Raw genomic sequence first — 25,235 nt, 5'->3', positions numbered from 1 at the left:
GTGTCATGCTCCGCACCCTCGCCGTCGCCGGCTACCGCTCCCTCCGAGACGTCATCGTGCCGCTGCACCCTCTCACCGTCGTCACCGGACCCAACGGCTCGGGCAAGTCCAACCTGTATCGCGCTCTGCGCCTGTTGGCATCGGCCGGCAGCGGTGACGTGGTGGGAGCGCTCGCGCGCGAAGGCGGACTCCCGTCGGTCCTGTGGGCGGGTCCCGAAGACGGTGGCGCCCAGGGCACGATCCGTCGTCGGCCTGTCGCGGTGCAACTGGGCGTCGCCTCGGATGAGCTCGGCTACCTCATCGATCTGGGGGTTCCGCAGACCGACCAACGGAGCGCGTTCGCGCGGGATCCGGAGATCAAGCGGGAGCAGGTCTTCGCGGGACCGGTGGCCAAGCCCTCCACCGTGCTCATCGACCGCACGCGGACCCACGTGCGGGTCCGCGAGGACGGGTGGCGGAGCCTTGCCCAGCAGCTCGAATCCTCGACGACGATGCTGACCGAGTTGGCCGACGGTGACACGGCGCCGGAACTGCTGACTCTGCGTCGGACGCTGACGTCGTGGCGGTTCTACGATCAGTTCCGCACCGATGCCGACGCACCCGCGCGACGTCCCCAGATCGGCACCCGTTCCCCTCTGCTGGGCCACGACGGCGCGAACCTGGCGGCGGTGTGGGCGACGATCGTCGATGCCGGGGAGGGAGAGGGGCTCGCTCGGGCGGTCGACGACGCGTTCCCCGGCGCATCGGTGGAGATCGAGGCGGTCGACGGCGTCTTCCGGCTCTCCCTGCGCCAGCCGGGCCTCTTGCGGAGACTCGACGCGAGCGAGCTCTCGGATGGCACGTTGCGCTATCTGCTCCTGTGCGCGGCGCTCCTGCCGGCACGACCTGCACCCCTGGTCGTTCTGAACGAGCCCGAGGCAAGTCTTCACGCGTCCTTGCTCGCCCCGCTCGCCGCGCTCATCGAGCGCGCCGCCGCGCGGACGCAAGTGATCGTGGTGTCGCACGCGGCTGCGCTGGTGGACGCCTTGCCCGACGCGGCGCGGGTGAGCTTGCGCTCATCCGCCGACGGGACATTGATCGAGGGACAGGGATTCCTCGACGTGCCCGCATGGAACTGGGGCACCCGGTGAGCGGCGTGCCGGCTACCGGACGCGCGTGAGTCGGCGGCTCCCGACCCTCACTCCCGCAGCGTCGCGCCGAACCGCTCCCTCGCTGCCTCTACGCCCGCGAGCTTCGCCGCGGTCGCCTCGGCGGCGGTGAGGGTGCGATCAGGCGCCCGGAATCGGAGAGCGAATGTGAGACTCTTCGATCCCTCGGGAACGCCGGCACCGCGGTAGTCGTCGACGAGCTGGATCGCCTCCAACAGGTCGCCGGCACCGTCGACGACCGCGCGCTCGACCTCCGCCGCGGTCACGGCGACATCCACGACGAGAGAGACGTCCTGTGTGGCTGCGGGGTAGCCCGACAGGGCCGTCGCCACGACGCGTCCGTGGGCACTCTCCAGCACGGCGTCCAGGTCGAGCTCGGCGACCAGGACGCGGCCGGGCAGGTCTGCCTCCGCCGAGATCGACGGCAGCAGCTCTCCCACGTAGCCCACCTCGACGTCATCGGCCAGCACCTTTCCGGCGCGTCCGGGGTGCAGAGCAGCGCGCGTGGTTTGGGCGACGTCGAGCGAGACGCCGGCGGCCGCGCCGATGGCACGGACGGCATCCACCGCGTCGGCGAGGTCGAACGGGATGGCCGCTTGCCCCGGCTGCTTCGCGACGCGATCGCCCACGAGGAGCACAGCGACGTGGCGCGGCTGCGGCGGAATGGCCGCATCGAGCATCGAGAGCGTTGCGGCATCCGGACGCACCGCCGGCGGCGGAACGACCTCCGTGCCGTACCGCACGCCCGGCGCGGGGAGGAACACCGTGCCGGTCTCGAACAGTGCCAGGTCGGACAGCCCGCGAGCGACGTTGCGGTGCGCGACCTGCAGCAGTCCCGGCACCAGCGTGCGGCGGAGGAAGGGCGCCTGCCCGTCGAGCGGGTTGGCGAGCTTGACGCTCGGCAGATGCGTTCCATCGGCCGAGCCGTGGAGGTCGTTCTGCTCCTCGGTCGTGAACCCGAACGAGGGCGTCTCCACGAACCCCGCAGCCGCCAGCGCGTTGGCGACTCGACGTCGCCCCGATTGCGACGGCGTGAATCCGCGGCCCGACGGCGGGAGAGGGAGGACGGAGGGAATGCGCTCGTATCCCGTGATCCGCGCGACCTCTTCGACGAGCGTCCATTTGTCGGTCAGGTCGGGACGCCACGTCGGCGGGATCACGGTCCAACTGTCGGAGTCGTCGTCCGAGACCTCGCACCCGATCGTCTCCAGCGCCGCGACGACCTCGGCGTCGGTGTAGGAGACCCCGATGAGGCGCGCCGCGAAGTCGCGCGGAAGATCGATCGACGCCGCGAAGACCTCGGCGAACAGTGCCCCACCGACGGCGTCGAGCGTTCCGCTCGCATACTCGACCATGAGGTCGGCGACCCGTCGGGCGGCGACGAACGGGATGAGCGGATCGACACCGCGCTCGAACCGCTTGGACGCCTCCGAGGGGAGCTTGTGCCGGCGCGCGGTGCGCGCGATCGTGACCGGGTCGAACACGGCCGCCTCGATCAGGACGTTGCGCGTGGCGCCCGTCATCTCCGTGCTCGCGCCACCCATCACCCCGGCAAGACCGATCGGACCCGAGCCGTCGGTGATGACCAGATCCTCCGGGTCGAGCGTGCGGTCCTTGCCGTCGAGGGTCACCAGGCGCTCGCCTGCGGCAGCGCGCCGAACGACGATGCCCCCGCTCAGTCGGTCGAGGTCGTACCCGTGGATGGGGTTGCCGAGCTCCAGCATCACGTAGTTGGTGATGTCGATGAGGATGCCCAGCGGCCGGATGCCGGCGAGCGTGAGACGTGCGACCATCCAGGCCGGGGTGGGCTTGGTCGGATCGACGTCGCGAACGACCCGCACGACGAACTCGCTCGCCCCGACGCGTCCCCGCAGCGGCGCATCGTCAACGACGGACACCTCGAAGCCCGACGTGGGCTGCTCCAGCGTCTCGAAGGGCCGGTCGGCGGGATCACGGAACACCGCTCCCGTGGCGTGCGAGTACTCCCGCGCGATGCCGCGCAGGCTCAGGGCGTAGCCGCGATCGGGGGTGACGTTGACCTCGACGGCGACGTCGTCGAGCCCGAGCAGGGCGATCGCGTCGGTGCCCACCTCGGGGTCGAGTCCCAGCTCGACGAGGCGCAGGATTCCGCTGTGCTCCTCACCGAGGCCGAGCTCCTTCGCCGAGGCGATCATGCCGTCCGAGACGTGACCGTACGTCTTGCGCGCGGCGATCGGGAACGGCCCCGGAAGCACCGCACCCGGAAGGGTCACGACGACCTTGTCACCGGGGAAGAAGTTGCCGGCACCGCAGACGATGCCCCGCACTCCCCCGTGGGCCTCGCCGACGTCTACCTGGCACCAGCGGATGGTCTTGCCGTTGGACTGGGGCTCTTCGACGAACTCCTGCACCTGACCGACGACGATCGGTCCGGTCAGCGAGAAGCCGTGGACGTCCTCCTCTTCGAAGCCGACCGAGACGAGCGATGCCAACACATCGTCGGGGGTCGCCCCCTCGGCGACGTCGACGTACTCGCGAAGCCACGACAGCGGGACGCGCATCAGACCACCATTCCGAACTGCTCGCTGAAGCGGACATCGCCTTCGGCCATGTCGCGCATGTCTTTGACGTCCGAGCGGAACATGAGCGTCCGCTCGATCCCCATCCCGAACGCGAACCCGGAGTACTCCTCCGGGTCGATGCCCGCCGCGCGCAGCACGTTGGGGTTGATCATGCCGCAGCCTCCCCACTCGATCCAGCGGGCACCGCCCTTGAAGGTCGGGTGCCAGAGATCGAGCTCGGCGGACGGCTCGGTGAACGGGAAGTAGTTGGCGCGCAGCCGCGTCTTGGCCTCCGCGCCGAACAGCGCCCGGGCGACGTGATCGAGCGTGCCGCGCAGATGCGCCATCGTGATGCCCTTGTCGACGACGAGGCCCTCGAACTGGCTGAAGACCGGCAGGTGCGTCGCGTCGAACTCGTCGGTCCGGTAGACGCGCCCGGGCGAGACGATGTAGATGGGAAGGTCTCGGGTCAGCATCGACCGCATCTGCACGGGACTGGTCTGCGTGCGCAGCAGCAGATGTGACGAGACCGGATCGACGTAAAACGTGTCCTGCATCTGGCGCGCGGGGTGGTCGGCGTCGAGGTTGAGGGCGTCGAAGTTGTACCACTCGTGCTCGAGCTCGGGCCCCTCCGCCACCTCCCATCCCATCCCGACGAAGATGTCGCCGATCTGGTCCTGCAGGAGGGTCAAGGGATGGCGGGCGCCGATGCGTGCGCGGTGCGGCAGCGCGGTGATGTCGACGCTCTCGGCTTCCAGGCGCGCTGCCGTCTCGGCGGCCTCCAGCGCCGACTCGCGTGCCGCCACGGCCTGCGTGACGCTGGCACGCGCCTGCCCGACGAGCTTTCCGAACTCCGCCTTGCGGTCGGCGGGGACATGACGCAGCTGCGCGTTCAGCCGCGCGAGGGGCGAGCCCTCCGCGACGTGCGCGTTGCGGGCGGCCTTCAGGTCAGCGGTCGTCGCAGCGGCATCGATCGCGGCGAGGGCGGCGGCAACCGCGCTCTCGACGGCGTCGGGAGTGATCTCCGGCGAGTCGGGGTGAGGGGCGTCAGACACGAGAGTCGAGTCTACCGGCGGCGTTCCCCCGGTTCGTCTCGCTCCCCGCGCCCGGAGCGCTATCGGCTGTTGCCGTCGCGCTTGGCCGCACCCCGTCGAGCCGACGCGATGTCGGCTGCCGACTGCGCCCCGATCAGCTGAGTGTCGGTCACGTCGTGCGCCGTGACGTCGGCCCGCGTGACGCCGGTGGCTCGTGGCGACCGGCGCACGCGCTTCTGCACGAGGTAGGCGAGGTAGCTCAGCGCGAGGCACAGCGCCACGTAGATGGTTCCGGCGATCATCGCCGACGGAATCAGCGGCGATCCGTACTGCGGGTTACTGCCCAGGAGCTTCGCCGTGTACAGCAGCTCGGGGTAGGTGATGATGAAGCCGAGCGCAGTGTCCTTCAAGGTCACCACCAGCTGGGCGATGATGACCGGCATCATCGCACGGATGGCCTGCGGCAACAGGATCAGACGCAAGACTCCGGCCTTGCGGAGGCCGATCGCGTATCCGGCCTCCTTCTGGCCGCGTGGGAGCGACTCGACTCCGGCGCGGATCACCTCGGCCAGGACGGAACCGTTGTAGGCGACCAGGGCGATGACGACCGCCCAGTAGCTGCTCACGCGGATGCCGATGACGGGGAGTCCGTAGAAGAGCAGCATCATGAAGATGAGCACCGGCACCGCGCGGAGGATCTCCACGAGGGCCGTGAACGGGACGCGGACCCACGCATGGTCGGAGAGCCGGCCGATCGCCAGCACGAACCCGAGGACGAGGGCTCCCACCGCGGCGGCGGCGAAGGCGGCGAGTGTGGCCAGCGTGGACTGGCCGATCATCTCCCAGACCCGCGTGTAGGTGAAGAGGCTCCACTTCTGCGCGGAGAACTGTCCGGTGTCGAACAGACGCCACACCAGGAAGGCGACGGCGGCGACCACCACGAGGACGGTCACGACACCGATGATGCGATTGCGCGCGATGGCGCGCGGGCCGGGGACGTCGTAGAGGACGGAGCTCATCGTGCGATCCTCCACTTCTTCTCGAGCGTGCGTTGCAGCCAGGCGAGGAGCAGGACCATCACCACGAAGACGACCATGACGAGGAGGATCGTGACCATCTGGTTCTCCCCCTTCTCACTCATGTTGGCGCGGATGCTCCCGAGGTTCATCACCGAGAACCCGGCGGCGACGGTCGTGTTCTTCAGGAGTGCGATGAGCACGCTCATCATCGGCGGGATCACAGAACGCGCGGCCTGCGGCAGCACGACGTAGCCCATCACCTGCCCGAACCCCATGCCCAAGGCGCGGGCGGCCTCGGCCTGACCCACCGGAACGGTGTTGATGCCGGAGCGGAGCGTCTCGGCGACGTACGTCGCGGTGTAGATCCCGAGGCCGAGGATCGCCAGCAGCAGGAAGCTGCCACGCGGCACCTCGATGAGGATGGGCACGGCGAACGCGAAGAAGAACAGGACGAGGGTGAGCGGCGTGTTCCGGATGACGTTGACGTAGACCGCTCCGACCACGCGCGCGATCGGGATGGGCGACACCCGCATCGCCCCCACGATGAACCCGAGGACGATGGCGATGGCTCCGCCCGCGAAGAACAGCACGAGGGTGCCGACCAGCGCCTGCTGCCAGAGGTCGGGGTACGCGAAGATCTGTTCCACGATGCTCCTGTTCGTGAGGGGACGGAGGTGGGGACGGCCGGAGCCGCCCCCACCCGGGTGTCACTCGGCCGGGTCTACCGCCGGCTGGGTGCCCGTGACGCCCGCGGGCCCGAGGTTCTTCTCGAAGATCGCGGTCCAGACGTCTCCGCCGTCGGTGAGCATCGTGTTCACGAACTCGACGAACGCGGTGTCGCCCTTGGCCACGCCGACGCCGTAGCGCTCCTCGCTGAAGGGCTCTCCGACGACCTTGAGCTCGTTGGGGTAGAAGGCCGCGTAGCCGATGAGGATCGCCTCGTCGGTCGTCACCGCGTCGGCCTGGCCGTTCTTGACCTGCTCGACGCACTCCGAGTACTTGCTGAGCTCCACCGTCTTGGCGGGGGTCTCGTCCTTGATCCGCTGGATCGAGGTCGAGCCCGTCACCGAGCACACGACCGTGTCGGCGGTGAGGTCGTCGACGCCCGTGATCGAGGAGTCTTTGGCGACCAGGAGCCCCTGCCCGGTGACGAAGTACGGACCGGCGAAGGAGATCTGCTCCTTGCGAGCAGGAGTGATCGAGTAGGTGCCGACGTAGTAGTCGATCTGGCCGTTGATGATCGCCTGCTCGCGGTTGGCGGAGTCGACGACGACGTAGTTGATCTTGTCCTCGTCGTAGCCGAGCGATGCGGCGATCCAGCGCGCGATGTCGATGTCGAATCCGCTGCGCACACTCGTGGCGGGGTCGAGGTAACCGAGGTTCGGCTGGTCCTCCTTGACGCCGATGTTGACGCTGCCGCGAGCCTTGATCGCGTCGAAGGTGGGGCTCCCCTCCAGCGACACGTCGGTCGCGACGGTCCAAGGGTTCTCGGTGGTCTCTCCACCCGGCTCGTTCGGTCCGGCGCCCGGCGTGCCGCTGTTGCAGGCCGTGAGTGTCAGCGCCGCGATGGCGATTCCGGCCGCGGCGGCCGCGATACGTGTCAGTCGCATGTGATCTCCTCTTTCGTTTCGTGTCGTCCGTAGATCGCCGCGCCGGTGCAGGGCGCGGACGCGTTCAATGCGTGATGAGCTTGGAGAGGAAGTCCTTCGCGCGGTCGCTCTGCGCGTTCGTGAAGAACTGGTCGGGGGTGGCCTCCTCGACGATCTGCCCGTCGGCCATGAACACCACCCGGTCGGCTGCCTTCCGGGCGAACCCCATCTCGTGGGTGACGACGATCATCGTCATCCCGTCGTGCGCGAGCCCGACCATGACGTCGAGGACCTCGTTGATCATCTCGGGGTCGAGCGCGCTCGTGGGCTCGTCGAAGAGCATCACCTTCGGCTTCATGGCCAGGGCGCGGGCGATGGCGACGCGCTGCTGCTGGCCACCCGACAACTGCGCCGGCAGCTTCTCGGCCTGATGACCGACGCCGACGCGATCGAGCAGCTGACGAGCGAGAGTCTCGGCCTCGCCTCTCTTCATGCCCTTGACCTTGATCGGTCCGAGAGTGACGTTCTCGAGGATCGTCAGATGCGAGAAGAGGTTGAACGACTGGAACACCATTCCGACGTCGGCACGCAGCGCAGCCAGGCCCTTGCCCTCCTTCGGGAGTTCCTTTCCGTCGATGCTGATCGTGCCGCTCGTGATGGTCTCGAGCCGATTGATCGTGCGGCAGAGGGTGGACTTGCCCGAGCCGGACGGGCCGATCACCACCACCACCTCGCCGCGATTGACCGTGAGGTCGATGTCTTTGAGGGCGTGGAAGTCGCCGTAGTGCTTCTGCACGTGTTCGATGACCACCAGAGGGTCGCCGCGCCGTACTGAGATGTTCGAGGTGGGCGGAGCCGCCCCGTCTGCAGAGCCCGTCATCCGGCCAGCGTATTCGTTTTTCAGCCGGCGTCCAGGATTATCCACAGCAGTCTTCATCCAATCGTGACGCGACGGAACACGCACGAAACAGCGTCCTCCCGGCGCCGGACGAAGGCCGGGTCGGGTCGTCAGGGGGTCGCGGATCGCTGCGCGAAAGCGCTCTCGTACAGACACACACTCGCTGCCGTCGCCAGGTTCAGTGACTCCGCTCGCCCGAAGATCGGGAGGCGCAGGGTGAGGTCGACCAGCGACAGCGCCCGCTCGTCCAGGCCGCGGGCCTCGTTCCCGAACAACCACGCGGTGGGGGCCCCCAGGTCGCCCCGGTGCGCGAGGAAGTCGCCGCCGCCCACGTCGGCCGCCACGACGCGCAGGCCCGCGCCGTGGGCTCGGTCCACCACCTCGCCGACGTCTGCGGCGAGGGCGATCGGCAGGTGGAACAACGAGCCGGTCGTCGCGCGGACGACCTTCGGGTTGTACGGGTCGACCGTGCGCCCCGTGAGGATGACGGCATCGGCCCCCGCCGCATCGGCGGCCCGGATGATGGTGCCGAGGTTGCCGGGGTCTCGCACCTCCTCGCAGATCGCGATGAGGGTGGGGGCACCGAGGAAGACGTCCTCGATCGCGGTCGGAGTCTGTCGGGCGACCGCGACGATCCCCTGCGGCGTCACGGTGTCGGCCATCGCGTCGAGCACTGCCTCGGTCGTGTGCTCGACGCGGATGCCGGCACGCTCAGCCGAGGCCAGCAGCTCGGGGTGCTTGTCCCCCGCGCTCGGAGTGGCGAACAGTTCGACGATCGAGTCGGCGCGGTAGGCCAGGGCTTCGCGGGCCGCCTGCGGTCCTTCCAGGAGGAACAGGCCGGTCTCTTGCCGGGCGCTGCGCTTGGTGAGCTTCGCGACAGCGCGCACGCGCGGGGAACGGGGGTTCTCGAGCACGCTCTCAGTGTAGGGGCGCGCCACCCTCCACCTCCCCACCCCGTCTCCAGGAACGACGAGAGGGCGCCCCCACGAGGAGGGCGCCCTCTCGGACGGTGATGCCGCGCGTTACGCCTTGGGCGCGTTCACGTCAGCAGGCAGCGCCTTCTTGGCCGTCTCGACGAGCGAGGCGAACACGGCGGGCTCGTTGACGGCGAGCTCGGCCAGCATGCGCCGGTCGACCTGCACGCCCGCCAGGCCGAGGCCCTGGATGAAGCGGTTGTACGTCAGGCCGTTCTGGCGGCTCGCAGCGTTGATGCGCTGGATCCACAGGCGGCGGAAGTCGCCCTTGCGCTTGCGACGGTCGCGGTACGCGTAGACGAGCGAGTGGGTGACCTGCTCCTTCGCCTTGCGGTACAGGCGCGAACGCTGTCCGCGGTAGCCGGATGCGCGCTCGAGGATGACGCGACGCTTCTTGTGGGCGTTGACGGCCCGCTTGACTCTAGCCATTTCTTCTACTTCCTAGGGTGTGCGTCGGCGATCAGATGCCGAGGAGCTTCTTGGCGACCTTGGCGTCGCCCGGGGCCAGGATCTTGTCGGCCGACAGGCGACGAGTGCGCTTGGTCGGCTTGCCCTCGAAGTTGTGGCGGAGGTTCGCCTGCTGCTTCTTGATCTTTCCGCTTCCGGTGACCTTGAAGCGCTTCTTGGCGCCCGAGTGGGTCTTCTGCTTCGGCATGATTCTTCCTTCGTTGTGGTTCCCGCGTGGCGGGAGCTCGTGGGCCTTGCGGCAGCCTTACTCCGCGGGAGCGGGCTCGGCGGCGGAGGCGTCGTCGGACTCGGTGCCCGTCGCGTTGCGCGCCTGACGCGCGGCCTCCTTGTTGGCAGCACGCTGGGCGTTCTGCTCGGTCTTCACCTCGGACTTGTTCTTGTGCGGGGCGATGACCATGACCATGTTGCGTCCGTCGATCGTGGGGTTGGACTCCACGGTTCCGAACTCGGCCACGTCCTCGGCGAACTTGCGCAGCAATCGCACACCCTGCTCGGGGCGGGACTGCTCACGTCCGCGGAAGAGGATCATGGCCTTGACCTTGTCGCCCGCCTGCAGGAAGCCCTCGGCGCGCTTGAGCTTGGTCGTGTAGTCGTGCGCCTCGATCTTCAGTCGGAAGCGCACCTCCTTCAGGACGGTGTTGGCCTGGTTGCGGCGAGCTTCCTTGGCCTTCTGCGCTGCCTCGTACTTGAACTTGCCGTAGTCCATGATCTTGACCACGGGCGGCTTCGAGTTGGGGGCCACCTCGACCAGATCGAGATCGGCTTCCTGGGCAAGACGCAGCGCCACCTCGATACGGACGACGCCGACCTGCTCACCCGCGGGGCCGACGAGGCGGACCTCGGGGACGCGGATGCGGTCGTTGGTGCGGGGATCGCTGATGTGCGGGACTCCTGTTCGTGCGGGGACTGCAACCCCGACCCGGGTCCGGGACGGGGGCGGAAGATGACCACGTCCACCCGCTCGATGCGCACATCGGCGTTCAGTTCCACGCCCTGCTCCCCCGCGATCTCTCGACGAGGGACGACCCCGCCTGGACGGGGTGGAGCGCAAGACCCGGTAGCCTGGAGCGGCAAGCGCGGGTGGGATGTGATCCTCTTTCGATCCGGAGCAGAACACTCCGGTGCGCGCCAAGTCTAGCAGAGAGCAGAACGTGGACACGATTCCGTCGCGCGACGACGACTTCCTGGCCGAGCATCCCGCTTCCGGGCCGAGCGATGAGCGGCAGCGCCGCTGGGAGGAACAGGAGCGCGCCGCGCAGTCGGCGACGCGCGACATCGCCGACGTCCCGGCGGTCGAGGTCATCACCACGACCGCCGTTCACCTCATGAGCGCCGCCGCCGTCAAGGTCGGCCTGGCAGACTCCCCCGAGACGCAGAAAGACCTCGACGAGGCGCGAAAGCTGATCAACGCCCTGGCCGGCCTCATCACGGCCGGCGCCCCGGAGATCAGCGACATGCACGCCCGGTCGCTCCGCGACGGGCTCCGCTCCCTCCAGCTGGCGTTCCGCGAGGCGTCGGTCATCCCCGACCCGATCGGGAAGGGCCCCGGGGAGAAGTACACCGGCCCCGTGACCTGAGGTCACGGGGCCGGAGCCTCACCGTCCGCGGCGGAGCTTCACCGAGAGCGAGTCGACGAGAACCGCGATGCGGTCGTCCGCCGCCCAGCGCTGGGCGAGACGAGCGAGGATCGCATCGAGCACCGCCGGCTCCAGTCCGTCGATGAGCTCCAGCGTCACGACGAGCTCGGGACCCCGCAGGCGCGCGTCGGGGTCGCCCGCCGCCACCGACACATCCAGCACAGCCAGTTCGTGAGCGACGCTCTCCTGGAGTGCGGCGAAGACCGCAGGAGAGAGGGGGCTCGGCTCCCACTCCCTGCCCTGCGCGATCGCCCACACCGCGGGACGACGCACGACGAACTCGGTATCGGAGGTTGGGTCCAAGACGATCAGGTCCGTGTCGTCGGCGGAGGCCGCCAGCGCGGCGCGCACCGCCTCCACCGGCACCGGGCGTGCGGTGGGATCCCATCGCGCCAGGGTCTCCACCGAGGAGAACACCGGCTGCACGCGACGGCCATCGGGAGCGGCGACGGTGACGATCGACAGCTCCTGTGTCTTGTCGACGGCGAGGCCGCTGGGCGCGACGCCCTCCTCGCCCTTCTCGGCGACCAGCGGAGCAAGCACCCTCGCCGACCGCAGCGCGTCGACCACCTCGGTCTGCGACCCCTCGCCGGAGCGGAACCGAAGGAGAGCCGCTAGCAGAGCCGGGTCGGCCGACCCGTCATCGCCCGCGTGCGGGTTCTCCTCGAACCGGCGACCGGCCCACGGCACCCCGGCCGAATCTGCGGCGAGGTGGCAGGCGTCCTCAGGCTCCGGCGACATCCAGGGCCTCGGCGAGAGTGAACGCCCCCGCGTACAGTGCCTTGCCGACGATCGCGCCCTCGACTCCCAGGGGGACGAGCTCTCGCAACGCGGCGATGTCGTCGAGGCTCGACACGCCGCCGGACGCCACCACGGGCTTGGGCGTGCGGGAAACGACTTCCCGCAGCAGGTCGACGTTCGGACCGCGCAGGGTGCCGTCCTTGGTCACATCGGTGACGACGTAGCGGCTGCACCCGGCGTCTTCGAGGCGATCCAGCACCTGCCACAGATCGCCGCCCTCGCGCGTCCAGCCGCGGGCCGCCAGAGTCGTCCCGCGCACATCGAGTCCCACCGCGATGGCATCGCCGTACCGGCCGATCACATCAGCCGCCCATTCCGGGTTCTCCAGCGCCGCGGTGCCGAGGTTGATGCGGGCAGCGCCCGACTCCAGCGCCGCCTCCAGCGTGGCGTCGTCCCGGATGCCTCCGGAGAGCTCCACCTGAACGCCGCGGAGCTGCTTGATGACCTTGCGGAGCACCGGCGCGTTGCTGCCTCGGCCGAAGGCCGCGTCCAAGTCGACGAGGTGCACCCAGCGGGCACCCTCCTGCGCCCACTGCAGCGCCGCGTCGACGGGGTCGCCGTAGCTCGTCTCGGTGCCCGCCTCGCCCTGCGTGAGCCGGACGGCCTTGCCGTCTGCGACGTCGACCGCGGGAAGGAGGATCAGTTCAGGGGTGGACGCGAAATCGTTCATGGCTCCGTGGGGTGGTTCGAGACGCGCGGCGGCGCGTACACACAAGGAGAGAGACTAGCCCTGCGGGAGCGATTCGATCCAATTGGCGAGGAGCCGGATCCCCGCCTCGCCGCTCTTCTCCGGGTGGAACTGGGTGGCAGAGAGCGGTCCGTTCTCGACGGCAGCGACGAACGGCGCTCCGTAGTCGCACCAGGTGACGGCAGGGGCCCGGAAGGGTCGGATCACGTCCAGCTCCCACGTCGGCAGTCCGTAGGAGTGCACGAAGTAGAAGCGCTCCTCCTCCACCCCCCGGAACAGCGTCGAGCCCTCGCCCGCGCGCACCGTGTTCCACCCCATGTGCGGAAGCACGGGAGCATCGAGCTCGACGATCGTTCCCGGCCACTGCCCGAGGCCCTCGGCGACGTGTCCGCGTTCGACGCCCTTCTCGAACAGCACCTGCATTCCCACGCAGATGCCGAGTACGGGAAGACCCCCCGCCAGGCGCCTCTCGATGGCCTCGTCCCCGCGGCTCTCACGGAGGGCGGCCATCACCGCCGCGAACGCGCCGACTCCGGGCACGACGAGACCGGCCGCATCCTGGATGAGACCACGGTCCGAGGTCAGTCGCGCGTCCGCGCCGGCGGAGGCCAGGGCCTTCACCGCGGAATGGACGTTGCCCGATCCGTAGTCGAGGACCGCGACGAGGGGTGCCGATCCGTCCGTCACAGAGCTCCCTTGGTGCTCGGGACCCCGTGGACGAGCGGGTCGAGGGCCTTGGCCTGTCGGAACGCACGAGCGAAGGCCTTGTACTCCGCCTCGGCGATGTGGTGCGGATCACGCCCGCTCAGGAGCCTCACGTGCATCGTGAGCCCGGCGTGGAAGGCGATCGCCTCGAAAGTGTGCCGCACGAGAGAGCCGGTGAAGTGCCCGCCGATGAGGTGGAACTCGTAGCCCTCGGGTTCCCCGCTGTGCACGAGGTAGGGGCGACCGCTGATGTCCACGACGGCCTGAGCCAGCGCCTCGTCGAGCGGCACGAGGGCGTCACCGTACCGGGAGATGCCCGACTTGTCGCCCAGCGCCTGGCGGATGGCCTGCCCGAGAACGATCGCCACGTCCTCCACCGTGTGGTGCGCGTCGATCTGCGTGTCGCCCGACGCCCGCACCGTGAGATCTGTGAGCGAGTGCTTGGCAAAGGCGGTCAGGAGGTGGTCGAAGAAGGGGACCGTGGTCTCGATCGAGCTCGTTCCGGTGCCGTCGAGGTCGAGCTCGAGCTCGACCGTCGATTCGCTCGTCGCGCGACGGACGGAGGCCGCGCGGGGCGCAGATGTGGTCATGGGCCGAGTCTACCGAGCAGCGGCCGCTCGACCGGCGCTACACCGAGGCGAGAGCATCGAGGAAGGCGGTCGACTCCGCTTCCGTGCCCGCCGTCACGCGCAGGCTGTGCGGGATTCCGACGTCACGGATCAGCACGCCTCGTTCATACAGAGCGGACCACGTGGCTGCCGGGTCTTCCACCCCCGAGAAGAGGACGAAATTGGTCGACGTCTCGTGCGGAAGATAGCCCAGGGCGTCGAGGGTCGCCGAGATCCGGTCGCGCTGCGCGACGATCTCGTCGACCATGCCGAGCATCGTCGGGGCGTGACGGAGGGCAGCCACTGCGGCCGCCTGTGTGAGCCCGCTCAGGTGGTACGGCAAGCGCACGAGGCGCAGGGCGTCGATCACGGCGGGGTCGGCGGCGAGGTAGCCCACGCGCGCCCCGGCGAAGGCGAAGGCCTTGCTCATCGTGCGCGAGACCACGAGCCGGCCTCGCCCGGGGAGGAGGCTGAGCGCGGAGGGCTCGTCGCGCGGGGCGAACTCCTGATAGGCCTCGTCGACCACGACGATGCCGCGGCTGTGCGCGTAGACCGCCTCGATCACCTCGAGAGGGAGCGGGGTGCCGGTGGGGTTGTTCGGCGCGCAGAGGAAGATGATGTCGGGATCGGCCTCCTCGACCTGCCGCACCGCCGAATCGACCGTGAGCGAATAGTCGGAGTCCCGCCGGCCCGACACGTACTCGGCACCGGTCGCACGCGTCAGGAGGGGATACATCGAGTACGTCGGGCTGAATCCGAACGCACGCCGCCCCGGGCCGCCGAAGGCCTGCAGCACGTGCTGCAGGACTTCGTTGGAGCCGTTCGCCGCCCAGATCTGCTCGCGCGTGAGCCCGTGGCCGAGGTAGTCGGCGAACCCCTCGCGCAACGTCGTGAACTCGCGGTCCGGGTAGCGATTGATCTCACGCAGCGCCTGCGCGATCGAGTCGAGGATGTCGTCTGCGACATCCTCCGGGACGGGGTGCGTGTTCTCGTTGACGTTCAGGGCGACCGGGAGGGGCACCTGTGGCGCGCCATACGGCACGAGCCCACGGAGATCGTCACGAAGGGGCAGGTCATCCAGACGAAGCGTCACTCCACCCATGGTAGGGCGGGTCAGCGCGCGTCGACGTACTCCGCGGGGATCGCGAGCGTCGACCCGGCTGCCAGCTCGGACGATCCCAGCGCGTTGAGGCGGACAATCGCGTCGACGACGTCGCGGGGGTCGGCGGCGGGCGCCACGTCTTCCGCGATCGACCACAGCGAGTCACCGGGCAGCACCGTGACCGTCTGGAACCCTCCCGCCGGCGCTCCGGCCTCCCCCGAGGCGAGGGCGGCTCCCCCCGAGACCACCGCGATGGACAGAGCGACGACGGCGGGGAGCGAGGCCAGGACGGCCAACGCACGTCGCCCACGCCGCGTGATGCGGAGCCGCGTGTGACGGGCGGGCATCGTGCGGGCGGCGAACTCGATGGTGGTCATGTCTCCTCCTGAGGATCAGAGATTCGCACCCGACGCTCGGCCGGGAGAGCCGGGTGCGAATCTCTTTTCCGAATGTATCTTCGATATTCTGGTGCTGTCAAGCGGAGAGTGATCGCAGATGAATCGAACGCGACACGCGCCCGGGTCCGGAAGTTCTCCATCGATACCGGATACGGTTTCGATGATCAGACCCCATCACCTACCTCCGACATTCGAAGGCGAGTGCCTTCCGGAGCACCGAGAGGAGCCTCGTCCATGGACGACATGCGGAGTTCTCGCGAGAGGTCCCAGACCCGGCGACGCAAGAGTCTGAGCGACAAGCAGCTGGCCATCCTCGAAGTGATCCAGCGCTCGATCGCCCGGCACGGCTACCCGCCGAGCATGCGCGAGATCGGCGACGCCGTGGGGCTCAAGTCGCTGTCCAGCGTGACGCACCAGCTCAACCAGCTCGAGTTGAGCGGCTATCTTCGCCGCGATCCCGGCAAGACCCGCGCGATGGAGGTGCTGATCGACCTCCCCGGCACCGCCGCGGAGAACCCCGCCGACATCGCACCCGCCGTGGGCGATGCGGCCATGGTGCCGCTGGTCGGCCGCATCGCCGCCGGAGTTCCGATCACGGCCGATCAGCAGGTCGAGGAGATCTTCCCGCTCCCCCGCCAGTTGGTCGGCAAGGGAGAGCTGTTCATGCTCAAGGTCAGCGGCGACTCGATGATCGACGCCGCCATCTGCGACGGCGACTGGGTCGTCGTGCGGTCACAGGCCACCGCTGACAACGGCGACATCGTGGCCGCGATGCTCGACAGCGAGGCGACCGTGAAGACCTTCCGTCAGCGCGACGGACACACGTGGCTCCTCCCCCGCAACAGCGCGTTCGAGCCGATCCTGGGCGACGACGCGGTCGTGCTGGGCAAGGTGGTCGCGGTTCTTCGCGCCGTGTAGACGTCCCGGGCCCCGGGTTCAGGCCCGCGGCGCGCACCTCCCGGAGGCGACTCGGCTGCGTCGACGGGGCCCTGGCGCTTCGGAGGATCCGGATGCGCCAGGGCCCTTCGCTCAGGCGCTCTGCGTCGTGCGCGCTCGCGCCGTCGTCGTCGCCACGACGAGGTTCCGAAGAGCTTCGACGGTCTCGGCGTAGCCGCGGGTCTTGAGCCCGCAGTCCGGGTTGACCCACAGTTGCCGCAGAGGCAGCGCCGCGGTGGCGACCTCGAGGGTCGTCGCGATCTCGTCCGCGGACGGCACTCGTGGGGAGTGGATGTCGTAAACACCCGGCCCGACGCCGTGCGCGAAGCCCGCCGCCGCGATGTCCGCCACGACCTCGCCGCCGCTTCGGGCGGCCTCGATCGAGGTGACGTCCGCATCGAGTGCCGCGATCGCCTCGATCACGACGTCGAACTCGGAGTAACAGAGGTGGGTGTGGATCTGGGTCTCGGGTCGGGCCCCCGCCGTTGCGAGGAGGAACGACCCCACCGACCAGTCCAGGTACTCGGGCTGTGCCGCCTTCTGCAAGGGCAGCAGTTCACGAAGCGCCGGTTCGTCGACCTGGACGATCCGGATGCCCGCCTCCTCCAGATCGGCGATCTCGTCGCGCAGGGCCAGTGCCACCTGGTCGGCGGTCTCGCGGAGCGTCTGGTCGTCTCGGACGAACGACCAGGCGAGGATCGTCACCGGTCCGGTCAGCATCCCCTTCACCGGCCGCGAGGTGAGCGACTGCGCGTACTCCGACCACCTCACCGTGATGGGTCCGGGCCGCGACACATCGCCCCAGAGGATCGATGGACGCGTCGCGCGCGATCCGTACGACTGGACCCAGCCGTTGCGCGTCACGGCGAAGCCGTCGAGGTTCTCGGCGAAGTACTGCACCATGTCGTTGCGCTCGGCCTCGCCGTGCACCAGGACATCGAGGCCCAGGTCTTCCTGGAGGGCGATGACCCGGGCGATCTCGTCTCGGAGGAAGCCGTCGTACTCGGCGTCCGACAGGTCGCCGGACAGACGCGCGGCGCGCGCCCGGCGGATCTCGGCCGTCTGGGGGAACGAGCCGATCGTCGTCGTGGGGAGGAGCGGCAGGTCCAGGTCCTCCTGCGCCGACAGCCTGGTCGCGTAAGGGACGCGCCGCGCGGACTCCGAGGTCCGAGACGCCAGACGCTCCCGGACCTTTCCATCCCGCACCCCGGGCGCGCTCTGGCGGTCCCGCCAGGCGGCCGATGCCGCGGCGAACTCGTCTCGCGCGCTCTCGCGCCCGTTCTCGAGAGCGCGGGCGAGGGCGGTGACCTGACCCGTCTTCTGGTCCGCGAACGCGAGCCACGACGCGAGTCGGGGGTCGAGATCCGGCTCATCGTCAACGTCGTGGGGAACGTGCTGGAGCGAGGTCGACGTGCCTACGGACACCTGCGCGGCACCGAGCTCACCCAGACGTTCCAGGCGCTCCCAGGCCGCCTCGAGGTCGCCTCGCCACACGTTTCGCCCGTCGATCACCCCGCCGACCAGCGTCTTCTCCGTCAGCCCCGGCACCGCGGCCGGCACCTGACCACGCGTCAGATCGAGCGCGATCGCCTCGATCGGCGCGGCGGCCACCGTGCGCCACGCCGCGTCGGAAAGCTGCCCGTACGGTGCTGCCACCAGCAGGGACGGCCGCGCGGAGCCGGCTCCGAGGGCCGCATAGGCCACCTGTGCGGCAGCGGCGAGCTCGTCGTCGTCGTAGCCCAGGGACTGGCTGACCAGCGCCGGCTCATCCAGTTGCACCCATTCGGCCCCGGCGTCCTGCAACTCGGACAGGACCTCCCGGTAGACGGGCAACACGTCCGACAGTCGGTCGAGCGGCCGATAGCCGTCCGGCGCGCCGGCGGTAGCCTTCGCGAGCGCGAGGAACGTCACCGGTCCCACGAGCACAGGCCGCGTGAGGTAGCCCTCGTTCCGAGCCTCCCGCACCTGGTCGACCACCCGGCGGTCGGAAAGCGAGAAGACCATCTCGGGCCCGATCTCGGGAACGAGGTAGTGGTAGTTGGTGTCGAACCACTTGGTCATCTCCAGCGGCGCCCGCTCTCGATCCCCGCGCGCCGCGGTGAAGTATGCCGACAACGGTATGCGCCCGTCCTCCGCGCGCAGGTCCGCGAACCGAGCGGGGAGCGCTCCGAGCGTCACGATCGCGTCGAGCACCTGATCGTAGAAGGAGAAGCTCTCGGGAATCGCGGAGTCGCGCGTCCCCAGCCCCAACTCGGCGAGCCGCGCTCGGGTGCGGGAGCGAAGCTCGGCGGCGGCCGCCTGCAGGCCGGCCTCGTCGAGGTCTCCCGCCCAGTGGGACTCGATCGCGCGCTTCAGCTCGCGCCGACGCCCGATACGGGGGTAGCCGAGGATCGTGCCGGAGGGAAAGGTCATGACAGCTCCTGTTCGGGAAGAAGAATGCCGGCGTCGCGGAGCACCGTGAGCACCGTCTCGTGGTTGTTGAAGGCGTAGAGGTGGACGCCCGGCGCACCGCCGGCCACGACGGCGCGGACGAGATCGGCGGCGGCGGCCACGCCCACCTCGCGCTGCCGACGCGGATCGGTCTCCCGCTCGAGCGCGGCGGCGAGCGCCGTCGGACGGGCCTCGCCCGTCAACTCCAGAACGCGTTCCAGGCGAGAGCGCGACGTGATCGGCATGAGACCGGGAAGGATCGGGATCACGACCCCGGCGGTGCGGGCGCGATCGACGAAGCCGAGATAGTCGTCGGCGTGGAAGAACAACTGGGTGATGGCGAAGGTCGCTCCCGCGGCCTGCTTGGCCAGCAGGGCGTCGATGTCCTCGTGCCGGTGCCGCGACCGCGGGTGCCCGTTCGGGAACGCGGCGACCGCGATCTGCACCTTCTCCCGAGGCGCGACGCGAGCAGCGCCCGGCAAGCCCGGGACACTCTCCTCGCTGTACGGCGCACGCTCGGCCTGCACGCGGTCTATCAACTGCACCAGCTGCGCCGCGGTCTCCAGGTCACCGAGGAAGTCGTCGCCTTCTGCCGAACCGGCGGGGGGATCCCCACGCAGGGCGAGGAAGCGGGTGATACCGGCGTCGAGGAACTCGCGGATGAGCGCACCCGCCTGCGCGTACGTGCTTCCGACGCAGGTCAGGTGCGCAAGCGGAGAGACGTGTGTCTCGGTGAGGATGTGGGTGAGGACATCGAGCGAGGCGCCACCGTGGGATCCCCCGGCACCGAAGGTGACCGAGATGAACGACGGGTCCGCGGAGGCCAGTTGGCGGATCGTCTCGTGAAGCGCCGGCATGCGCTCGGGTGTACGCGGCGGATAGATCTCGAACGAGACGGGCACCGATGCGGGTTCGGGGGTCGACATCTCAGCTCTCAGGTCAGGGGCGGGATGCGCATGGCGCATCGGGGAGGCCGGCGGGCCGCGGCCATCGTTCCGATTCAAGTCGGGGACGGTCGTCGCGGGCGGGTGCCGGGCTCGGCTGTCGCTCCTGCCCGGCAGCGCCGGGCGTCGATGGCACCACTATAGGGCGCGGCTCCCGCGGCCACGGATGTGTGACGTCGTGTTGCAGGCGGGCGTAGCGTGGGGGCATGCGTGCCTCGCTTCCCTACGGCTCCTGGCCCTCTCCGCTTTCCGCCGCCGACGCGGCTGCCGCCGCCCCGCGGTTCGAGGGCGCGGCCTTCGTCGGCGACGAGATCTGGTGGGGTGAGTCGGTCGCTTCCGAGGGCGGCCGCACGGCGATTCTCCGGCGGGCCCGCACGGGAGAGACCACCACCGTGCTCCCGGCTCCCTTCAGCGCGCGTTCTCGCGTCCATGAGTACGGCGGTGGGTCGTGGGCCACCACTGCCGACGGCACGCTGTTCTTCGTGGAGAAGTCCGACCAACGCGTGTGGCGGCTCGCGCCGGGCGCCGCCCCGGCGCCACTGACCCCCGAGGCGGACTCGACGCGGTTCGGGGGCCTCGCCGTTCACGCCGGTCGCCTGCTGGCGATCCGCGAGGTGCACGACGATCGTCCGGTGCCCGCGCGATCGATCGTCGCCATCGACGTCGACAGCGGGCACGTCGAAGTTCTGGTGGAAGGGAGCGACTTCCTCGCCCAGCCCGCGCTCTCCCCCGACGGCAGTCACCTGGCTTGGGTCGCGTGGGATCATCCCGACATGCCGTGGGACCGGACGGTGATCCGCGTCGGCCGCCTCGGCGCGTCCGGCGTCGACTCCGTGCAGGACATCACTTCGGGCTCGACGTCCGCGCTCCAGCCCACCTGGACCGACGACGGTGAGCTCATCTGGATCGATGACCACACCGGCCGGTGGAACCTCTACCGAGGAGATCTGGCAGGCCTGTCCGCGGGCGGCCCGGCCGACGCGCTGGCTCCTGCCGACGCCGACACGGGCGGGGCCCTCTGGACCCTCGGGTCACGATGGTACGGACTCTGCGGGGCAAGCGGTGTCTTCGCCGTCCGCACCGACGGCGACGACGAACTGGTGCTGATCGCACCGACGGGGGCGACCACGGTCGTCCCTGTGCCTCCGCGCTCCCGCCTCCTCGTGGAGGCGTCACGGGCGGACGCGGTCCTCGTCTCCGGAACCGCGCCGGGTGTCACCGGGATCTGGCTCGTGGGCGTCGACGGCGCGGTCGAGCTCGTTCGGGGCGCCACGTTCCCGCTCGACGCGGACTGGCTTCCCGAGCCGCGCCGCCTCACGGTGGAGGGACCACACGGCCCGGTGCACGCGTTCGACTATCCTCCGACGAACCCCGAGGTCACCGGTCCGACGGGCGAGCGTCCGCCGTACCTGGTGTGGGTCCACGGCGGCCCGACCTCGCACGTCGCGGGTGTCGCCGACACGAAGACGGCGTTCTTCACGAGCCGCGGGATCGGAGTGCTCGACGTGAACTACGGCGGCTCGACCGGCTACGGACGGGAGTACCGGGAGCGGCTTCGCGGTCAGTGGGGTGTCGTCGACGTCGATGACGTCGCCGCAGCCGCGCGTGGTCTCGTCGCCGCCGGTGCTGCCGATGGCGATCGCCTGGCGATCGAGGGCGGCTCAGCGGGAGGATGGACGGTGCTGGGCGCACTCGTCGGCACGGACGTGTTCGCCGCGGGCGTCTCCCGCTACGGCGTCGCCGATGCGCGCACGCTCGCCGCCGACACCCACGATTTCGAGGCGCGTTACCTCGACGGTCTCATCGGCCCTCTCCCCGAGGCCGAGGAACTGTACATCGCGCGTTCCCCGCTGCAGCACGCCGACCGCCTGCGGGTGCCCCTCCTGATCCTCCAGGGAGACGAGGACGCCGTCGTCCCGCCCTCGCAGTCCGAGGCCGTGCGAGACGCGCTCGCGGCGCGGGGCGTTCCGCACGCCTATGTGCTCTACGAGGGCGAGGGACACGGTTTCCGCCGCACCGAGACGATCGTGCACGCTCTCGAGAGCGAACTCGCCTTCCTCGGCAGCGTCTTCGGCTTCGCCACTCCGGGCGTGCCGCCGCTCCCCCTCGCGGGTGGAGGCGAGACGATCGGCGACGCCGGTCAGCCGGCGGCGACCGCGTAGGGAGCCAGTTCGGCCGCGAGGCGCTCGTTCACGTGGGCGTGCAGCACCGTGCCGTCCTCGTGGTGCTCGGTCGAGATCAAGTGACCCGACTCATGGACGGCGTTGACCAGGTCACCGCGCCCGTACGGAACCAGAGCCCGCACCTCGACGGCGGGAAGCGGCAGGGCCTCCTCGATCGCCGCTCGCAGGTCGTCGATGCCTTCGCCCGTCCGCGACGACACGAACACTGACTGCGGCTCGAGTCCGCGCAGCACCAGTCGAGTGTCGTCGTCGACGAGGTCGGCCTTGTTGAAGACGATGATCTCGCGAGTGGAGCGGGCGCCCACGTCCGCCATCACCGCGCGCACGGTCGTCACCTGCGCCGCCGGATCGGGGTGCGACCCGTCGACGACATGGACGATGACGTCGGCGTCGCCGACCTCCTCAAGGGTCGAGCGGAAGGCCTCGACCAGCTGGTGCGGGAGGTTCCGGACGAAGCCGACCGTGTCGGTGAGGGTATAGATGCGTCCGTCGGAGGCCTGCGCGCGGCGGACCGTCGCATCGAGCGTTGCGAACAGCGCGTTCTCCACGAGCACTCCGGCACTGGTCAGTCGGTTGAGCAGGCTCGACTTGCCGGCGTTCGTGTACCCCGCGATCGCGACCGACGGGATCGTGTGGCGCTTGCGCTCGGCACGCTTGGCATCGCGTGCGGGCGCGAAGTCGCGGATCTGACGCCTCAGCTGGGCCATGCGCGTACGGATGCGACGACGGTCCAGCTCGATCTTGGTCTCACCCGGGCCGCGGGATCCCATTCCGGCCCCGCCCGCCCCCACTTGTCCACCGGCCTGCCGGGACATCGACTCACCCCAGCCGCGCAGACGGGGAAGCAGGTACTCGAGCTGGGCGAGCTCGACCTGGGCCTTGCCCTCGCGGCTCTTGGCGTGCTGGCTGAAGATGTCGAGGATCACGGTGGTGCGGTCGATGACCTTGACCTTCACGACGTCTTCCAGTGCACGGCGCTGGCTCGCGGCGAGCTCTGTGTCGGCGATCACCGTGTCGGCGCCGACGGCAGCGACGAGGTCGCGGAGCTCGGCCGCCTTCCCGCGACCGATATAGGTCGCCGGGTCGGGATGCGGCCGCCGCTGCAGGACCCCGTCGAGCACGACGGCCCCTGCCGTCTCGGCGAGCGCCGCGAGCTCACGGAGTGAGTTCTCGGCGTCCTCTTGGCTGCCCTGCGGATAGACGCCCACGAGAACGACATTCTCGAGCCGCAGCTGGCGGTACTCCACCTCGGTGACGTCTTCGAGTTCCGTGGAAAGCCCGGCGACTCGCCTCAGGGCGGCGCGCTCTTCGCGATCCCACTGCTCGCCATCGGTGTCACCGTAGGCGACGGTCGACTCGTGCTGCAGGGCCTGCGCAGCCCCGAACACACGCACTCCGCTGCGTCCCTCGGCGTGCGCGAGCACCCGATCGACCGGGTCGACCGAGGTCTCGTCGGTGTCGTGGGAAGTGCTGGTGTCTGTCATGTCATCCTTTTCCTCGTCGATCCGTGGACCGACCCGGGTTCACCCGTGAACTCTAGCCTCCCGCGCGCGGACTGTCCTCCGCTACGCTCGAAAGCCATGGCCAGCGATCACTACTTCAGCGCGACGCCGGCCAGCGCTGAGAATCTCCGCCGTATCCGTGCGACCCTCGCGGGCCGATCCGTGGAGGTCACCACCGCTGGCGGCGTCTTCAGCCCCGATCACGTGGACTCGGGCACCGCAGTGCTGCTTGCCAACACTCCCCCACCGCCGGCCGGCGGCCACCTTCTGGATCTCGGCTGCGGATGGGGTCCCATCGCCCTGACCCTGGCGCTCGATGCCCCTCACGCCACGGTGTGGGCGGTCGACGTCAACGAACGCGCACTGGATCTCGTGCGCCGGAACGCGCGCGATCTCGGTCTCTCCAATGTCAACGCGGTACTGCCCGACGATGTTCCCGACGACCTCGCCTTCCGCACGATCCGCTCCAACCCGCCCATCCGCGTCGGCAAGAACGAGCTCCACGGCCTGCTCGAACGCTGGATCCCCCGCTTGGACGAGCGCAGCGACGCGTGGTTGGTCGTGCAGCGCAACCTCGGATCGGACTCGTTGCAGAGGTGGCTCGATGCCACGTTCGCCGACGGATACACCGTGACGCGCGCGGCGACGGGTCGGGGCTTCCGTGTCATCAAGGTGCGCCGCCACGGCAGTCCCCCGACGGGCGCCATCTCCGTCCCGTGAGCGCGGCCGACACCCCCTCGCTGCGCTCCGCCTGATCAGGCCAGGGTGACCTCGCCCGAGAACACCAGGGTGGCGGCGCCCCACAAGAACACGTGCTCGCCGTCGGCGTGCTGTTCGACGCGCACGCCGAGGGTCCCGCCGGGAACGGCCACGCGCCACTGGGCGGGGGCCGCCGGCCCCGCCCACAGTCGAACGGCGAGCGCGGCCGCCGCCACTCCTGTCCCGCACGACAGGGTCTCACCGACACCGCGCTCGAACACGCGCATGGTGATGCCACCGACTCCGTCCTGGACGAGGGGCTCATCGGGGACGACGAACTCGATGTTGGCCCCCGCCGGAGGCTCGGGCTGGAGGAGCGGCTGGACGCTGAGGTCCAGGTCATCGAGCTCGTCCGAGCTGGAGAGCGCGACGACGACGTGCGGGTTGCCGACGTCGATCCCCTGTCCGGGGCGCGCGACGCCGACGCCCCGCGCCCGCACGAGCACCTCGTCGGCCTCGGGACGCCAGACCCCGAGATCGACCTCGAAACCGCTGTCGGTCCTCGTCAGGGTCTTGGTTCCCGCCCGGGTCGCCACGCGCAGCGGCTGATCCGCCGAGATCGTGGCGAGCCCTGTCTCGACCAGGTACTTCGCGAACACGCGGATCCCGTTACCGCACATCTCCGCGACGGATCCATCGGCATTGCGGTAGTCCATGAACCACTCGGCTTCGGTCTCGGCGTCAGCGTCGGCCACGAGGCGCGCGCGCACCACCCGCAGCACTCCGTCGCCGCCGATCCCGAAGCGACGATCGCACAGCGCCGCGACCTGTCGTTCGGTCAGCGGTAGAGCGCCGTCGACGTCGGGCACGATGACGAAGTCGTTGCCGGTGCCGTGGCCCTTGGTGAACGAGATGGTGGTCACCGGTCAAGT

25 protein-coding genes are annotated in these 25,235 nt (G+C 69.7%); 5 read left to right on the top strand and 20 right to left on the bottom strand.

Features of this window, described 5'->3' with window-relative positions:
* Positions 1–5: 5 nt before the first annotated feature.
* On the top strand, positions 6–1,130 hold the full coding sequence (locus QM591_RS05645) for an AAA family ATPase (RefSeq protein ID WP_415130456.1): 1,125 nt from the start codon (positions 6–8) through the stop codon (positions 1,128–1,130).
* 47 nt (positions 1,131–1,177) lie between these two features.
* On the opposite strand, the gene pheT is transcribed toward QM591_RS05645, so the two are convergent.
* The 10 genes from pheT to infC all read right to left on the bottom strand — a co-directional run bounded on the left by pheT (position 1,178) and on the right by infC (position 10,550).
* Entirely contained in the window at positions 1,178–3,688 is a 2,511-nt protein-coding gene (gene pheT / locus QM591_RS05640) for a phenylalanine--tRNA ligase subunit beta (RefSeq protein WP_415130454.1), read from the bottom strand.
* Positions 3,688–4,743: a phenylalanine--tRNA ligase subunit alpha gene (pheS, locus tag QM591_RS05635; protein ID WP_415130452.1), complete on the bottom strand. Its 1,056-nt coding sequence runs from the start codon at positions 4,741–4,743 to the stop codon at positions 3,688–3,690. The genes pheT and pheS overlap by 1 nt, the downstream gene beginning before the upstream one ends.
* A gap of 59 nt (positions 4,744–4,802) precedes the next feature.
* Positions 4,803–5,741 carry an amino acid ABC transporter permease gene (locus QM591_RS05630; protein WP_415130450.1) on the bottom strand — a complete coding sequence of 313 codons (939 nt, stop codon included), beginning with the start codon at positions 5,739–5,741 and terminating at the stop codon, positions 4,803–4,805.
* The gene (locus QM591_RS05625; RefSeq protein WP_415130448.1) at positions 5,738–6,388 is read right to left on the bottom strand and encodes an amino acid ABC transporter permease; all 651 of its coding nucleotides are present in this window, start codon (positions 6,386–6,388) and stop codon (positions 5,738–5,740) included. The genes QM591_RS05630 and QM591_RS05625 overlap by 4 nt, the downstream gene beginning before the upstream one ends.
* Before the next feature lie 60 nt (positions 6,389–6,448).
* Positions 6,449–7,351: a glutamate ABC transporter substrate-binding protein gene (locus QM591_RS05620; protein WP_415130446.1), complete on the bottom strand. Its 903-nt coding sequence runs from the start codon at positions 7,349–7,351 to the stop codon at positions 6,449–6,451.
* Positions 7,352–7,415: 64 nt separating this feature from the next.
* A complete protein-coding gene (locus QM591_RS05615; RefSeq protein ID WP_415130444.1) occupies positions 7,416–8,210 on the bottom strand; it encodes an amino acid ABC transporter ATP-binding protein in 795 nt (264 codons plus the stop codon).
* Positions 8,211–8,338: 128 nt separating this feature from the next.
* Positions 8,339–9,142 carry a TrmH family RNA methyltransferase gene (locus QM591_RS05610; protein ID WP_415130442.1) on the bottom strand — a complete coding sequence of 268 codons (804 nt, stop codon included), beginning with the start codon at positions 9,140–9,142 and terminating at the stop codon, positions 8,339–8,341.
* Between the two features lie 108 nt (positions 9,143–9,250).
* Positions 9,251–9,631: a 50S ribosomal protein L20 gene (rplT, locus tag QM591_RS05605; protein WP_067163069.1), complete on the bottom strand. Its 381-nt coding sequence runs from the start codon at positions 9,629–9,631 to the stop codon at positions 9,251–9,253.
* Positions 9,632–9,662: 31 nt separating this feature from the next.
* Entirely contained in the window at positions 9,663–9,857 is a 195-nt protein-coding gene (gene rpmI, locus QM591_RS05600) for a 50S ribosomal protein L35 (protein ID WP_005048908.1), read from the bottom strand.
* Between the two features lie 57 nt (positions 9,858–9,914).
* A complete protein-coding gene (infC, locus tag QM591_RS05595; protein ID WP_415130492.1) occupies positions 9,915–10,550 on the bottom strand; it encodes a translation initiation factor IF-3 in 636 nt (211 codons plus the stop codon).
* A gap of 271 nt (positions 10,551–10,821) precedes the next feature.
* Between infC and QM591_RS05590 the strand changes: the two genes are divergently transcribed.
* Positions 10,822–11,247, top strand: coding sequence for a DUF1844 domain-containing protein (locus tag QM591_RS05590; protein ID WP_415130438.1), 426 nt, complete (start codon positions 10,822–10,824; stop codon positions 11,245–11,247).
* An 18-nt stretch (positions 11,248–11,265) separates the two neighbouring features.
* Here QM591_RS05590 and QM591_RS05585 read toward each other — a convergent pair whose 3' ends face one another.
* The 6 genes from QM591_RS05585 to QM591_RS05560 are packed head-to-tail and all read right to left on the bottom strand — an operon-like array spanning position 11,266 to position 15,588.
* Positions 11,266–12,048: an SseB family protein gene (locus QM591_RS05585; RefSeq protein ID WP_415130436.1), complete on the bottom strand. Its 783-nt coding sequence runs from the start codon at positions 12,046–12,048 to the stop codon at positions 11,266–11,268.
* A complete protein-coding gene (priA, locus tag QM591_RS05580) occupies positions 12,032–12,778 on the bottom strand; it encodes a bifunctional 1-(5-phosphoribosyl)-5-((5-phosphoribosylamino)methylideneamino)imidazole-4-carboxamide isomerase/phosphoribosylanthranilate isomerase PriA (protein WP_415130434.1) in 747 nt (248 codons plus the stop codon). The genes QM591_RS05585 and priA overlap by 17 nt, the downstream gene beginning before the upstream one ends.
* 54 nt (positions 12,779–12,832) lie before the next feature.
* On the bottom strand, positions 12,833–13,483 hold the full coding sequence (gene hisH, locus QM591_RS05575; RefSeq protein WP_415130432.1) for an imidazole glycerol phosphate synthase subunit HisH: 651 nt from the start codon (positions 13,481–13,483) through the stop codon (positions 12,833–12,835).
* The gene (gene hisB, locus QM591_RS05570; RefSeq protein ID WP_415130430.1) at positions 13,480–14,091 is read right to left on the bottom strand and encodes an imidazoleglycerol-phosphate dehydratase HisB; all 612 of its coding nucleotides are present in this window, start codon (positions 14,089–14,091) and stop codon (positions 13,480–13,482) included. The genes hisH and hisB overlap by 4 nt, the downstream gene beginning before the upstream one ends.
* A gap of 37 nt (positions 14,092–14,128) precedes the next feature.
* Positions 14,129–15,211, bottom strand: a complete 1,083-nt coding sequence (locus tag QM591_RS05565) for a histidinol-phosphate transaminase (protein ID WP_415130428.1) — start codon at positions 15,209–15,211, stop codon at positions 14,129–14,131.
* Between the two features lie 11 nt (positions 15,212–15,222).
* Entirely contained in the window at positions 15,223–15,588 is a 366-nt protein-coding gene (locus QM591_RS05560) for a LysM peptidoglycan-binding domain-containing protein (protein ID WP_415130426.1), read from the bottom strand.
* Positions 15,589–15,852: 264 nt separating this feature from the next.
* Here QM591_RS05560 and lexA point away from each other — a divergent pair, with 264 nt between their 5' ends.
* A complete protein-coding gene (lexA, locus tag QM591_RS05555) occupies positions 15,853–16,527 on the top strand; it encodes a transcriptional repressor LexA (RefSeq protein WP_415130490.1) in 675 nt (224 codons plus the stop codon).
* 111 nt (positions 16,528–16,638) lie between these two features.
* Here lexA and metE read toward each other — a convergent pair whose 3' ends face one another.
* Positions 16,639–18,957, bottom strand: coding sequence for a 5-methyltetrahydropteroyltriglutamate--homocysteine S-methyltransferase (gene metE / locus QM591_RS05550; protein ID WP_415130424.1), 2,319 nt, complete (start codon positions 18,955–18,957; stop codon positions 16,639–16,641).
* Positions 18,954–19,901 carry a methylenetetrahydrofolate reductase gene (locus tag QM591_RS05545; protein ID WP_415130422.1) on the bottom strand — a complete coding sequence of 316 codons (948 nt, stop codon included), beginning with the start codon at positions 19,899–19,901 and terminating at the stop codon, positions 18,954–18,956. The genes metE and QM591_RS05545 overlap by 4 nt, the downstream gene beginning before the upstream one ends.
* Before the next feature lie 224 nt (positions 19,902–20,125).
* Here QM591_RS05545 and QM591_RS05540 point away from each other — a divergent pair, with 224 nt between their 5' ends.
* Entirely contained in the window at positions 20,126–22,081 is a 1,956-nt protein-coding gene (locus QM591_RS05540) for a S9 family peptidase (protein WP_415130420.1), read from the top strand.
* Here the strand turns inward: QM591_RS05540 and hflX are convergent.
* Positions 22,060–23,586 carry a GTPase HflX gene (gene hflX / locus QM591_RS05535; RefSeq protein ID WP_415130418.1) on the bottom strand — a complete coding sequence of 509 codons (1,527 nt, stop codon included), beginning with the start codon at positions 23,584–23,586 and terminating at the stop codon, positions 22,060–22,062. The two genes, QM591_RS05540 and hflX, sit on opposite strands and share 22 nt — an antisense overlap.
* A gap of 96 nt (positions 23,587–23,682) precedes the next feature.
* On the opposite strand from hflX, the gene QM591_RS05530 reads away from it, so the two are divergent.
* Positions 23,683–24,324, top strand: coding sequence for a class I SAM-dependent methyltransferase (locus QM591_RS05530; RefSeq protein ID WP_415130416.1), 642 nt, complete (start codon positions 23,683–23,685; stop codon positions 24,322–24,324).
* A 35-nt stretch (positions 24,325–24,359) separates the two neighbouring features.
* Here the strand turns inward: QM591_RS05530 and dapF are convergent, their stop codons facing one another.
* The gene (gene dapF, locus QM591_RS05525; RefSeq protein ID WP_415130414.1) at positions 24,360–25,226 is read right to left on the bottom strand and encodes a diaminopimelate epimerase; all 867 of its coding nucleotides are present in this window, start codon (positions 25,224–25,226) and stop codon (positions 24,360–24,362) included.
* Positions 25,227–25,235: the final 9 nt, after the last annotated feature.

It is taken from the genome of Microbacterium sp., assembly GCF_047607225.1.
Lineage (GTDB): Bacteria > Actinomycetota > Actinomycetes > Actinomycetales > Microbacteriaceae > Microbacterium.
The sequence above is the reverse complement of the archived record's forward strand: the minus strand, read 5'-3'. Positions and strand labels throughout refer to the sequence as shown.